The 13,008-nt window shown below is 41.0% G+C and carries 16 protein-coding genes; 7 read left to right on the forward strand and 9 right to left on the reverse strand.

The window, feature by feature from the left end:
- The 4 genes from VUI23_RS13490 (at nt 1) to VUI23_RS13505 (ending at nt 5,047) form a co-directional block, all read left to right on the forward strand.
- Complete coding sequence (locus tag VUI23_RS13490) at nt 1–1,749, forward strand: BatD family protein (RefSeq protein ID WP_342804668.1); 1,749 nt, start codon at nt 1–3, stop codon at nt 1,747–1,749.
- A gap of 18 nt (nt 1,750–1,767) precedes the next feature.
- Nucleotides 1,768–3,621 (forward strand): DUF885 domain-containing protein, encoded by a 1,854-nt coding sequence (locus VUI23_RS13495; RefSeq protein WP_342804669.1) that lies wholly within the window; start codon nt 1,768–1,770, stop codon nt 3,619–3,621.
- 162 nt (nt 3,622–3,783) lie between these two features.
- Nucleotides 3,784–4,341, forward strand: coding sequence for a sigma-70 family RNA polymerase sigma factor (locus VUI23_RS13500; protein ID WP_216048306.1), 558 nt, complete (start codon nt 3,784–3,786; stop codon nt 4,339–4,341).
- Nucleotides 4,334–5,047, forward strand: coding sequence for a DUF3379 family protein (locus tag VUI23_RS13505; protein WP_216048305.1), 714 nt, complete (start codon nt 4,334–4,336; stop codon nt 5,045–5,047). Before VUI23_RS13500 ends, VUI23_RS13505 begins: the two co-directional genes overlap by 8 nt.
- Nucleotides 5,048–5,149: 102 nt before the next feature.
- Here the strand turns inward: VUI23_RS13505 and VUI23_RS13510 are convergent, their stop codons facing one another.
- Entirely contained in the window at nt 5,150–5,656 is a 507-nt protein-coding gene (locus tag VUI23_RS13510) for a DUF3087 domain-containing protein (protein WP_216048304.1), read from the reverse strand.
- 130 nt (nt 5,657–5,786) lie between these two features.
- Here VUI23_RS13510 and VUI23_RS13515 point away from each other — a divergent pair, with 130 nt between their 5' ends.
- The 3 genes from VUI23_RS13515 (at nt 5,787) to VUI23_RS13525 (ending at nt 7,482) form a co-directional block, all read left to right on the forward strand.
- A complete protein-coding gene (locus VUI23_RS13515; RefSeq protein WP_342804670.1) occupies nt 5,787–6,311 on the forward strand; it encodes a hypothetical protein in 525 nt (174 codons plus the stop codon).
- A gap of 23 nt (nt 6,312–6,334) precedes the next feature.
- Nucleotides 6,335–6,529 (forward strand): YwbE family protein, encoded by a 195-nt coding sequence (locus VUI23_RS13520; RefSeq protein WP_342804671.1) that lies wholly within the window; start codon nt 6,335–6,337, stop codon nt 6,527–6,529.
- Between the two features lie 95 nt (nt 6,530–6,624).
- A complete protein-coding gene (locus VUI23_RS13525; RefSeq protein ID WP_216048301.1) occupies nt 6,625–7,482 on the forward strand; it encodes a PA4780 family RIO1-like protein kinase in 858 nt (285 codons plus the stop codon).
- A 57-nt stretch (nt 7,483–7,539) separates the two neighbouring features.
- Here VUI23_RS13525 and flhB read toward each other — a convergent pair whose 3' ends face one another.
- Genes flhB through fliL form a run of 8 tightly spaced genes read right to left on the reverse strand, consistent with a single transcriptional unit; the run spans nt 7,540 to nt 12,987 of the window.
- Nucleotides 7,540–8,664 carry a flagellar biosynthesis protein FlhB gene (gene flhB, locus VUI23_RS13530; protein ID WP_216048300.1) on the reverse strand — a complete coding sequence of 375 codons (1,125 nt, stop codon included), beginning with the start codon at nt 8,662–8,664 and terminating at the stop codon, nt 7,540–7,542.
- Between the two features lie 11 nt (nt 8,665–8,675).
- Nucleotides 8,676–9,458, reverse strand: a complete 783-nt coding sequence (gene fliR / locus VUI23_RS13535; RefSeq protein WP_216048299.1) for a flagellar biosynthetic protein FliR — start codon at nt 9,456–9,458, stop codon at nt 8,676–8,678.
- Between the two features lie 4 nt (nt 9,459–9,462).
- Nucleotides 9,463–9,732 (reverse strand): flagellar biosynthesis protein FliQ, encoded by a 270-nt coding sequence (gene fliQ, locus VUI23_RS13540; RefSeq protein WP_216048298.1) that lies wholly within the window; start codon nt 9,730–9,732, stop codon nt 9,463–9,465.
- A gap of 12 nt (nt 9,733–9,744) precedes the next feature.
- Complete coding sequence (fliP, locus tag VUI23_RS13545; protein WP_216048297.1) at nt 9,745–10,494, reverse strand: flagellar type III secretion system pore protein FliP; 750 nt, start codon at nt 10,492–10,494, stop codon at nt 9,745–9,747.
- On the reverse strand, nt 10,487–10,900 hold the full coding sequence (gene fliO / locus VUI23_RS13550) for a flagellar biosynthetic protein FliO (RefSeq protein WP_252729157.1): 414 nt from the start codon (nt 10,898–10,900) through the stop codon (nt 10,487–10,489). The genes fliP and fliO overlap by 8 nt, the downstream gene beginning before the upstream one ends.
- 34 nt (nt 10,901–10,934) lie before the next feature.
- Nucleotides 10,935–11,348 carry a flagellar motor switch protein FliN gene (fliN, locus tag VUI23_RS13555; protein ID WP_216048295.1) on the reverse strand — a complete coding sequence of 138 codons (414 nt, stop codon included), beginning with the start codon at nt 11,346–11,348 and terminating at the stop codon, nt 10,935–10,937.
- Between the two features lie 27 nt (nt 11,349–11,375).
- A complete protein-coding gene (fliM, locus tag VUI23_RS13560) occupies nt 11,376–12,434 on the reverse strand; it encodes a flagellar motor switch protein FliM (protein ID WP_216048294.1) in 1,059 nt (352 codons plus the stop codon).
- Nucleotides 12,435–12,465: 31 nt separating this feature from the next.
- Nucleotides 12,466–12,987 carry a flagellar basal body-associated protein FliL gene (gene fliL, locus VUI23_RS13565; RefSeq protein WP_216048293.1) on the reverse strand — a complete coding sequence of 174 codons (522 nt, stop codon included), beginning with the start codon at nt 12,985–12,987 and terminating at the stop codon, nt 12,466–12,468.
- Between the last annotated feature and the right edge of the window lie 21 nt (nt 12,988–13,008).

Below are 13,008 nucleotides of genomic sequence, written 5' to 3' on the forward strand. Positions count from 1 at the left end.
ATGTTAGTTAAATTGTTAACCCGCAAAACCTTATTGTTAACTTTATTGTTTTTCAGCTTACTGAGTATTACCAATGTGTATGCACAAGTTGAAAGTGTGACGGCAAGTGTCGATAAAAATCCAGCCATGGCAGATGAATCTATCGTGCTGTCTGTCGTCGCTTTTGGTAACCCAAATAATGATGCCTTTGACCCTAGCGTGTTAGAAGATGACTTCGTTGTGGGTCGAACGTCAGTGAGCACGCAAACGAGAGTAATCAATTTTGATACGACTCGCTCTACCACCTGGACGACAATTTTAATTCCACGCCAGCAAGGAACGTTTACAATCCCATCCTTCGATGTGGGAGGCAAAAAAACTCAACCGATAACGGTTAGAATACTACCTGTTTCAGCTGCCAGTAACAGTAAAGCACGAGAAGCTTTTATTACCGCAGAAGTCGATGTAGGCCAACCATTTGTACAACAAATGGTGAAATATAAAGTCAAAATTCATCTTGCTACCAGTTTACAACGAGGCAGTTTGTCTGAGCCTTCTTTGGAAAACGCAGACATCAGCCTAATTGGTAAAGACAAAGATTATTCAGAAATTGTCGATGGTCAACGTTACCGGATAATTGAACGCAATTACGCAATTATTCCTCAGGCAAGTGGTCAAGTTAAAATAAAGGGACCGCTGTTTGAAGCTGAGGTTATTGATCGAACTCAAAATAGCTTTAGTTACTTTAATCAGACGCGCCCTATCAATCGAGTTGCGCCCGACGTGGTTCTGGATGTTCAGCCTATTCCAGCTGATTTTAATGAGCATTGGTTACCCAGTGAATTTGTGCAGTTGAATGAAGAATGGCAGCCTGACTTGTCACAAATAAAGGTGGGCGAACCTATTACTCGAACGCTGACATTATCGGCACTGGGTGTATCCGAACAACAATTACCGGAAATGACTGGAATATACCCACCTGATTTTAAAATCTATCCCGATCAAGCGACTACAGCATCCGTTACTCGTGAAGACAACATTATTGCGCAACGTGTTGAAAATATAGCTATTATTCCCAATCGAGCGGGACAATTTGTTTTGCCTCCGGTGAAAGTAGCGTGGTTTAATACGTTAACTAAGCAAACTGAATATGCAGAATTACCCGCTCGAAGTATTGAAGTGGCCGCAGCCGCATCTTCTAATCAAACTGGTTTACCCCCTACTACCCCAAATCCGCTATTAGAAACACAGGCACCTACTAGTGTAGATTCCCAGACTCCAGGCCCATTAACGCCAACGGTGCAGACAGTCACAGTAACATCATTGTGGAGTATTAGTAGCTGGGTTTTATTAGCTTTATGGTTGCTTACATTACTGATTTGGTGGTTTTCAAGTCATTCGAAAAACGCTCCGCCCTTGGCCAAACAGGAATTGAATACTAATAACCTAGAGTCTGAAAACTGGAAATTGCTAAAAACGGCGTTAAAGAGTCATAAAATCGGCGAAATTTATCCTGCATTACTTAAATGGCAAACAAGCTTAGCAGTATATGGTGGCGCCAAATTATTAGATGAAAATGATATTTCAGACTCAGAATTACAAGATGAACTGAAATCAATGTTTGCCAGCCAATACGCGCAAGGTGACAAAAATTGGAAAAGTGATACCCTATTAAATGTATTAGCACGTTTACGTCAAGATATAATAAAAAATAAAAATAAGTCGCCTTCGTTGCAACCTTTATATGCATCCCAACGGGTTGCGCACTAACGTCAGGAAAATTACACCATGAAGACATTGAAATCATTTGTTCCGCTAAGCCTTATCTCACTTGCGCTAATGGCGTGCTCCGAACCGGCTCAAAACACAAATTCGGATACACAAGCTCAACTGCAAGAACAACAAAGCCAGCAAGTTAAGCTTAGTGAATCAGAAAGATTAGCTGCCTTTTTCGCTGACATGTTTGAAGAAGATTTGAAACGCTCCCCTATGTCCCAAAGTTATCTTGGTTATAAGTGGGATTACGATAAATGGGATGATATTTCAGATAACGCCGCAGACCAAGACATTACGATTTTACAACAACGTCTAAAAGCTTTAAACGAGTTCGATCCAGCGCAATTAAATCAGCAAGAAAAAATGAGCCTAGAAATTGCCAAAGTTGATATTCAACGTCGATTGGCAAATGACAAGTTTAGACATCACACTTACATCATGGACCAATTCCGCGCTTTTCATACAGTTGTGCCAAGCTTTTTAGTGAATATCCATAGAGTAAATGACGTTGAAGATGCGCAAGCGTATATATCACGATTGGAAAAAGTCGATGACCTTTTTGGGCAAGTGATAGAGCAATTAAAAATCAGACAAGAACTAGGCGTTTTCCCACCTAAATGGTCATACGACCAAATGATCCAAGCGTCGCATAACGTCATCAGTGGTAACCCTTTTATCGAGTCAGCTGAAGATTCCACCATTTGGAAGGATTTCCAAGACAAACTGAATGCATTAGATATTTCTAATGCCGAAAAGACTGGCATGATGAAACAAGCAAGAGATGCACTTCAAGAGTCTGTTTTACCTGCCTACCAAGCACTCATTGCAGAGCTAGAAATACAGCGTGAGCTCTCCCCTGAAGGTGATGGTGTTTGGCGCTTACCTGATGGAGACAAATGGTATGACAACCGACTAGCCTGGTTTACAACCACCGATTTGAGCGCCCAGGAAGTTCACGAGATAGGTCTTAAACAAGTAGAACGTATTCACGACTTGATGCTTGAAATTATGGAGAAAGTCAATTTTGAAGGTTCTCTTCAGGACTTCTTTGTCTTTATGCGCACTAGTGATCAGTTTTATTATGCGAATGATGATACTGGCCGTGATCAGTACTTAGCTGATGCAACCGCACTCATCAACGAAATGAAAAGCAAGATCCCTGAATATTTTGGATTAATGCCACAAGCAGAAATGATTGTTAAGCGTGTCGAACCATTCAGAGAACAATCTGCCGGCAAAGCCTTTTATCAAAGCCCGTCAAAAGACGGTTCACGACCAGGCAGTTACTACGCGAATCTGTACAACATGAAAGATATGCCAACCTATCAAATGGAAGCACTAGCTTATCATGAAGGGATCCCTGGACATCATATGCAACGAGCGATTGCGCAGGAATTAGAAGGCATACCAGAGTTTCAAAAATATGTATCTTTTACGGCTTACACCGAAGGCTGGGGTTTATACTCTGAAGAACTCGCCAAAGATATGGGATTTTATCAAGACCCCTACTCTGATTTTGGACGTTTAGCAATGGAGCTTTGGAGAGCATGTCGTTTGGTGGTAGATACAGGGATTCATTCGCAAAAATGGAGCCGTGAACAAGCCATTCAATACCTCGTTGAGAATACGCCGAACCCCGAGGGAGATTCAGTCAAAGCGATTGAACGCTACATTGCAATGCCTGGCCAAGCCACGGCGTATATGATTGGTAAATTAAAAATCATGGAACTACGCGCCTATGCAGAGCAGACCCTTGGCGAAAAATTCGATATTCGTGGATTTCATGATGAAGTGTTAAAAGACGGTCCCGTGCCGCTTAATATATTAGAAGATAAGATTAAAGTGTGGGTTCAAAGCCAACAATAAATGAAGCTAAATTAGCTGTGACATTAAAAATCCGGGTAATACCGGATTTTTAATGCCCTAAACCCTGTCAATAGTTAGCTCCATAGGCTAAATTTATTGTCATAAACTTAAAAATAAATTCTTATACTAATCATAAACTTAATAAAAAAGGCTTAAGAACCTATGTTTTTTCGAAAGCAATCTGCCAATGACTCGGTCTCTGATGATGTGGTAGCAAAACAAAAACGGTATGAGGCGTTAGTACATAGCCTACATGCCGACATATTTAGGTACGCCTACTGGTTAGTAAAAGATAAAGCAGTGGCTGAGGATATTGTTCAAGAGACCTTTTTACGTGCTTGGAAATCATTAGATTCGTTAAAAGATGAAAAAGCTGCGAAGTCTTGGCTAATCACCATTCTTCGTCGCGAAAACGCTCGGCGATTTGAACGTAAACAGTTTGATTTAGTCGATATGGACGATGTGTCTTTAGAAGGTGATAATTTGTCAAACGAATTAGAAATTGAGTATCAAGAGCTCAGATTGCTAATGGCAGGTTTAAACGAAGAGTATCGAGAACCCCTTATACTTCAAGTTATGTACGGATATAGCGGAGACGAAATTGCTCAGCAATTGGATCTCAATAAGAATACGGTAATGACCAGGTTATTTAGAGCGCGCAGTCAGTTAAAAGAAGCTTTAGAGAAATCAAATAACAGCAGAGGTTATAAAAATGGATGATTTAACATTCCGTCGTACCATTTACGCAGACCCAAACTGTGCTGAAGACGACGTAATACAAGCAGCTAAAGAAGATGCTAAAAAACAAGAGTTTTGGGACGAAATTAAGCAATTAGATGAATCTATTGCTAAGGCAGCCAGTATTTCTGTTCCTGAAAACCTTGCTGAAAAATTAATTTTAAGACAATCAACAGAAGTAGTTAGAACACAGCGAACCAAAAGTCGCATACATTTAGCCGTTGCAGCATCAGTGGCCTTTGTTATTGGTATTAGTTTTAGCCTATTTCAACAACCACCAGGTATCGATTTAGGCGAACATGCGTTAGCCCACGTTACTCAAGAAGGTAATGGTTATGCACTGCAAGTTGATGGTGATTTTTCCTTAGATAACGTCAATGTTCAGTTAGCGAACCTTGGTGCGGAGTTCACCCAAAAAGTAGGACGCATTTATTTTGCTAATTTTTGTGTATTCGATAACGTTCGCAGTTTCCATATGGTGTTGGAATCTGAAGAGGGTGAAAAGATAACCGTCTTTGTAGTTCCTCAATCAAATGATATGCACAGCGATGAAAACTTTTCAGGTAACCACTTAAAAGGGCAAATGTTTAGTAGCCATCAAGCCAACGTAATCGTTGTTGGTGAGCATGGAAAGTCTGTTGGAAAAATGAAAGAAAAACTGCAAAAAACATTACGCTTTAGTGCTTAATTATTATAGCTAGAAAGGTTAATTCTTTCTCATCAACTGATGATAGTGGCTTGTAACTATCCCACTATCATCAGCGCTAAGTTAACAACTCTCTGATCTGATTTAAAACTGCTTTAACATCTCTTCGTTGTAATCATTTGCATCCAAGGTTAAGTTGTATTGCGAGGCAATAGCGTCAAGTTCAGCTTGATGAATGGCTAATTCATCCATCGTAATCGTATTATCGTCTAACTGCCAAAGTTGCCTTGAGCCAGCGTAGCTATACTGTAAGGTAATCAAAGCGTCGATGTTCCCCTTTTGTCCTGCAGCCTTAATTTGGGTCATTTTACGATTAATTTTATTCAGCGCTTTTTTAAGTTCCCATACATAAACCACCTCAGTCATAAATTCGTTCGACCGGTACTTATTTAATAACCATCCAATGGTTATGGCAGTTATTAACACTCCTAGAAAATTCCAATGAAAATGGCTACCGCTTGGATCTGGAAATAACCAGATCAACAGTTGCGAGATGGCTAAACTGCCTAACGCAAAAATGATGACACAAGACAAAATAATACGATTTAGGCGCTTGCGATAACGTGCTTTGTTAATGTCTATGAGATGCATAATTATCTGAGTACAACTTTTTAAGATATTTGATGTATTCAATTGTAACTAAGTTACTACCTTAACTAAAAAGTATTTTATACTGTGAGCCAATAAACTACTTTTCAATATATTGCTAAGGGAAAACCACGTGAAGAATATCGCATTCGTCTTATTTGCAAGCTGCCTTCTTGTGTTTAACGCCCATGCAGCGGAAAATATCCTTGATATATCCATTCCTGAGTTAAAGAACTATCAAGTTAACAACGAAAAAATGGTGAGTTCAGGTTTACCCACTAAACCACACCTTGAGATGTTGCAGAAGATTGGTTTAAACCAGGTTGTGGATTTGATTCCAGGGGATCGGACTGAACACCAACAATTAATAAGCAGCTTAGCATTGGGGTATCATAATATTGCTGTTGAATGGGAAAACCCCACCCTAGCAAATTTCCAAGAGTACGTTTCAATTATGCAAAATCTCAATGAACACGATGGGGTTACGCTCACTCATTGCCGTTTGAACTGGCGAGGTTCTGTTTTCACATATTTATATCAAGTCACGCAATTACAAGTACCAGAAGAAACTGCGAAACAAGAAATGTTAGCGATATGGCAGCCAAATGAAATTTGGTTAGGCTTTATTGACCATGTATTAGCTCACTACCAAAAATAGGGCTAGGTTAAAAGGAAAAATGAATGGACGGCAGTAAACGCGAAAATATTAAAATTGGTTCAAAGGTAGCAATTGTTTTGAAGCAAGATCAGCGCAGCGGTAATCTTACACAAGGTGTCGTTTCGACGATCCTGACTAAATCTAGCAACCATCCCCACGGTATAAAAGTGCGACTTGATGATGGTCAAGTCGGCAGAGTGAAACAGATTTTGTCTTAAAAGAATCGCTAATATGTTTTTTTTGCTTGTACATAAACAACATAATTCACCCACCAGCTATTTAAAAACACCAGTGAGTGCTGTATAAACGCGCCATGAAAATTCCAAAACGTTTACAACCTTTAGTCGAAGACGGACTAATCGACGAAGTACTTTACCAACTTATGAGCGGTAAAGAAGCCACTGTGTTTGTGGTGAAAAGCCAAGGAGAGATCCGCTGCGCCAAAGTCTACAAAGAGGCAATGAAACGCAGTTTTAAAAAAGCCGCACAGTATCAAGAGGGTCGAAAAGTTAAAAATAGTCGGCGCGCAAGAGCCATGGAAAAAGGTTCTAAATTTGGCCGCAAACAACAAGAAGACGCATGGCAAAATGCCGAAGTAGACGCGCTTTTTACCCTTTCTAAAGCGGGGGTTAGAGTGCCACAGCCTTTTGGTTGTTATGATGGGGTGTTGCTGATGGAGCTTGTCACTGTTGAAAATGGTGATGTTGCCCCACGTTTGAATGATGTGTCCATGTCAAAAGAACAAGCCTTAGAAGATCATGCCCAAGTCATGTTCTACGTAATGTTGATGTTGTGTTGTGGCTTAGTACATGGCGATTTATCGGAATTTAATGTCTTAGTTGATGATTACGGCCCAGTAATTATTGATTTGCCGCAGGCAGTTAATGCAGCGGCGAATAATAATGCTTTTAGCATGTTACAGCGTGATGTGCGCAACATGACCGATTATTACGCGGAATTCGCGCCAGAATTACGTCACACTCATTATGCTGAGGAAATGTGGGCATTGTTTGAAGCCGGTGAATTAACCCCTGAATCTGTGCTAACTGGGCAGTTTGAGTTTGATGAAAGTGCCGCCGATGTCGACAACGTTTTAGAAGAAATAAAAGCCGCATTTGCCGAAGAAGAAGAAAGATTAGCGCGCATTCGTGCCGCTGACAGTGACGAATAACCCAGCATTGTCATTTTTGATGTTTTGACGCTTCTGTACGCGTTTCTCACTCAGGACTTAATAACGCATATCCTCTGGTATCGGAAGATTCTTGTTCAGTGGTGCTGGACGTTTTCCTTTGCCGCTCTTGAACGATTTAACCTGATATACATAAGCTAATACTTGAGCCACTGCCATGAACAATTTTTCAGGAATTTCGCTATTTGCTTCTGTGGTGTGGAATATTGCACGGGCTAATGGCGGCGAAGAGATAATAGGAATTCCGTGCGCGCCAGCTATCTTACGTATGTGCATGGCTAGTTCATCTGCCCCTTTGGCCACCAGAATAGGCGCTGTAGCGCCATTTTTATCGTATTTCAAGGCTACTGAGAAGTGAGTTGGGTTAGTCACCACCACATCAGCTTTTGGCACTTCTTGCATCATGCGTTTTGCTGCCGCTTGATATTGTAGTTTTCGAATTCGACTTTTAACCAGTGGATCACCTTCAGAGTTTTTGCGCTCATCTTTCACTTCTTGTTTAGTCATTTTCATTTCTTTGTCATGTTTCCAAGTCTGATAGGGCACATCAAAGGCTGCGATCGGTATCAAGGCACAACACAAAAACAAAAAGGCCCATGCCAATAGCTCCATGGCGTGGAAAAGATTACGAGGATATATTTCCATATCTAAATGCAAGGCTTCGTCTTGAAAAACAATAAACGCGATGTATGCGGCGCAAGCCACTACCACAAATTTAGCAATTGCTTTTAATAACTCGACTAAACCATTGACTCCAAACATGCGTTTGAAACCGGCTAAGGGATTAATTTTACTCGCTTTAGGTTTAGTGGATTGCCAAGTGAAGTTGTATCCCCCCAAGGCTATGCTGCCATAAATACCAGCAATCATAGCAATTAACAGGAAAAACAATACGGGGATACTGATAGTTTCAAAGGCGTATCCCCAAGCTTGAAACATATGAATAAAATCATAGCTTTCATCTCTGGAGAGTGTGAAAGTTCTTTGCATAACTTGGAATAATGCGGTGGCGATTCCTTCGCCAATTAACAAAAATGCAATGGCACTTCCCACTAACACTAGGGTAGTTGATAACTCACGGGAGCGGGCAATCTGCCCTTTCTTTCGGGTATCACCCTTCTTTTTTGCCGTGGGGTCTTCTGTTTTTTCGCTTGAATCAGCCATCTATGCCGTCCTCAATTCGCGCAAACTTGCAATAAATTACACATCAACTGCTGGGCTCTTTGCCATTGCAATTCGAAATGGTGGGTGAAGTTATCCATGGTTAACCAAATAATGAGTAGTCCCATGATTTGTGCTATTGCAAAGCCAATACTGAAAATATTCAGTTGTGGCGCGGCTTTTGTCATAACACCAAAGGCTAAGTTAACCAGTAAAAGCGAAACAATAGGTGCAAGAGAGAGTGTTACCGCAGCAACAAACATCCAACTTGCCCAATGGGCAATTTCTCTAAATTGCTCAGGTTGAAACCAAGCTTCACCAATTGGGAACGCCTCAAAACTCATAACAACCATACTAATCATCGCTAAATGGCCATCCAGAGCCCAAAAAAGCAACGTGGCTAATATTAGGTAAAACTGACCTACGGCTGGTACGTTAATGCCATTAACAGGGTCAACAATTGAGGCAAAACCTAGACCGGTTTGCATCGCAACAACTTGCCCAGCAATAACGAATGTATCCAGCATCATTGCTGAAATAAATCCAATCGCCAAACCGATAATTAATTGCTGAATAATTAACACAAAAGTGCTGACTGAAAATATCTCTGATATATCCACAGGCGGCACGACTGGCATAATAAGTAAGGTAAGAAAAAGCGTAAGTAGAGTACGAATTGGAGTGGGAACCGTTTTCGCACTAATACCCACCATAGCTGCAAACAAACCAGAGATACGCATAAATGGCAGTAACATATCTGCCATATAATCGGTGATGGTGGACGCAGCAAATTCCAAAAGGTTAACCTACAACTTCAGGTATGCGTTCAACCATGGTGAAAGTGAAATCCATTAACTTCTGCACTAACCAATGGCCTCCCCAACTCAACACTAATAAAGTCACAATTAAACGGGGTAAAAAACTCATGGTTTGTTCGTTGATAGAGGTGGCAGCTTGGAAAACTGCCACTATTAGACCGACGAATAAACTGGGTAAAATAATCGCCGAAACCAACAAAATGACCATTTGTAAGGCTTCTTTTAGTATTTCGACAAAGACTTCTGGTGCCATAGCAGTATCTCCCTACCCTAAACCAAAGCTTGTGGCCAAGGTGCCAAAAATAAGATTCCAGCCATCCACTAACACAAACAACATAAGTTTGAATGGCAGCGAAACGATCATAGGAGATAACATCATCATCCCCATTGCCATCAGGATTGATGCCACCACTAGATCTAAAATGAGAAAAGGAATAAACAACATAAAGCCAATTTGAAAGGCCGTTTTCAGCTCACTGGTCACAAACGCAGGGATTAATACATTCATCGGCACTTCTGAAGGATCATCAAACTGCCCTTGCATATCGCCCAACTGCACAAAGGTTTCTAAATCTTTGATACGTGTTTGCGAAAGCATAAAAGCGCGCATGGGAATCTTCGCCTGTTCATAAGCCTCAAGAGAGGTCATTTCTTCATTCAGATATGGCTGCAAGGCATTTTCGTTAATTTGTTCAAAAACTGGCGCCATAATAAACATAGAAAGAAATAAACTGACGCCAATCAATATTTGATTTGAAGGCGATTGCTGAAGACCAATAGCTTGACGCAAAATTGACAGTACAATAATAATTCGCGTAAACGACGTCATCATCATAACAAACGCAGGCAACAAGCTCAGTGCAGTCATTATTGCCAGCACTTGCAACGTCATGGTGTAATCTTGTGTACCGTCTGGATTGGTAGTAATTGTTAATGCATCAACACCAGGAGCCGCTAGCGCATCCGTAGGAGCCAATAAAATGGCGCCCAACAATACCAGTAAAAATCTAATCATTGTTTTGCCCATTCTGTTTGTCAAAGCCAGGATTGATTTTACCGGCAAGTGCTTGAGTTAATTTGTCTTTAAAGCTATCGGCTGATGAATTGGTCGGTTTTTCCAGAGGCTTTTCGAGCTTTGCTAAATGGTTAATATTAGTCGCCGTTACCCCAATTAAATGCTGCTCGTCACCAACTTCGATGACCATAATTCGTTCTCGAGTGCCTGCCACCATAGATGCTACGACATGCAACTGACCATTTCCGGTTGCAGTGACATTAAACCGTCGCATTAACAACGCCAACGCAACAACTATCACGATAACCAGCAATAATGATAGAAAAATTGACACTACAGAAGTGGGGTTTGAAAGGCTTTCGACTTGCGCGAAAGCACTTTTAGAAAGGATGAAAAGTGGGCTCAGCGCAATCCAAGCCCATGTTTTATATGAGTTTTTACTACCTAAGCTTTTTAATTCTCTCGATTTGACTAATAACATCCGTTAACCGAATCCCAAATTTATCGTTGACGACTACTACCTCTCCATGAGCAATCAACGTGCCATTTACTAACACATCAAGAGGTTCGCCTGCGACTCGGTCTAATTCAACCACCGATCCTTGGTTCAATTGCAATAAATTACGGATGCTAATATGACTGCGTCCCACTTCCATAGAAATGGTTACAGGTATATCCAAAATCGTATCGAGCTTTTTCTTTTCTTTTTGAGTTATAGGCGCATCTTCAGACAATTCGTCTAATTCAGCTACCGATACTTCAGCGTCTTGATCGGCGTTTTTATCTGCACCTTCTTCTTCAGCTTGTTCAGCCATGGCTGCAGCCCAGTCGTCCATTGCATCATCTTCACTCATTGTTCTTTACCTCGTTTTTGCAGACGCTCATAAATCTTCCTCAAGTATAGAAAGTTCAGCATCACTGTCTATTCGGCGTCCGCCTTTCGTTAATAATTGCAATTCAGATTTAACTGAAGTGGGTCGTGGAATCTTTTCCGTAATTTTTACCGCTATATTGTCTCGTGAGCGGCCTAGTTTGGCCCTAAACGTGGGTAACTCCTCAATCAATACGGTTATTGTTTCAGGCATTTCAATCGGAATAATATCGCCAGGTTCAAAATCCATTAACCTTTGTAGGGAGATATCCACATCTAACATATGGGTTGATACAGCCACTGTCACATCGAGGATTTCATCTCGAAGCGCTTTACTCCAGCGTAAATCAGTGTCTTCTTTATCACTTTGCACGCCGGCATCCAATAATTCTCGAATCGGCTCTAACATAGAGTAAGGTAACGAGACGTGAAAATCACCACCTCCCCCATCTAGCTCAATATGAAACGAACTGATCACGACCACTTCTGTGGGGCTGACGATATTAGCCATTGCCGGATTCACTTCTGAATCTAAATATTCAAAAGAAACATCCATCACAGGCGCCCATGCTTCTTTGTAATCTTCGAAAATTAACTTAAGTAACATTTGGGTTATGCGACGTTCAGTTGGTGTGAACTCACGGCCTTCAATTTTTGCATGATAGCGACCGTCACCACCAAAAAAGTTGTCAACTAAAATGAAAACCAAACGCGCTTCCATGGTAATTAAACCAGTACCTTTGAGTGGTCTAAAACGAACCATATTTAAACTTGTAGGCACAAACAACGTATGAATATATTCACCAAACTTAATCATCTGAATACCGTTGATTGATACCTCTGCAGAGCGACGCATCATGTTGAACAAGCTCACACGCATGTGTCTTGCAAATCGCTCATTCACAATTTCCAGCGTGGGCATACGGCCACGCACAATGCGGTCTTGTGAAGAAAAGTCGTACTCAATCATCGAACCATCAGATTCGAGATCCTCTGTATCGTCTTCTTCAACGTCATCAACACCGTGGAGTAGCGCGTCAATTTCGTCTTGTGATAATAAATCGCTCAAAGTTTTGCTCGCTTAAATCAACATTTACCGATTATTGCATTACAAAGCCAGTGAATAGTACTTGTTCAACTACTTCATTACCGACTGTTTCTTTTAATACTTTTTGTACTTCTCTGCCTGCTTGGTCTCTTAATGAAACTTTACCGGCCTCAGTGACTAAATCATCTGCATTTGAACTACTGAATACTTTTAACAAGGTGCCTTCAATTAAAGGGACGTGCATTTTCGCCAATTCTTCATTATCGGTTCCGCGCACCATCAATTGCACTTTTATTTGTGCTAAACGGTCTTTACCTTGTCCAGGGACATTAAACACAAATGGACGTGGCATCGCCACATACAGAGCCGTTCCTTTATTAGCAGAGGACATCGCAGCGCCATCGTCACCTGACTCTGCTGTCATTTCAGAATTAACTGCCATATCTGGCTCATCTGAACTACCAAGTAAAAAATAGGCTGCGGCACCACCGCCAATCAAGACTACAGCGATGATGATAATAATCATCATTTTGCCTTTACCGCCCTCTTCCATTTGTAACTCTTCTTCTGCCATTGTCTTCTCAGTTAAATTTGT

This window comes from Alteromonas sp. M12 (assembly GCF_037478005.1).
In the GTDB taxonomy this organism is placed as follows: domain Bacteria; phylum Pseudomonadota; class Gammaproteobacteria; order Enterobacterales; family Alteromonadaceae; genus Aliiglaciecola; species Aliiglaciecola lipolytica_A.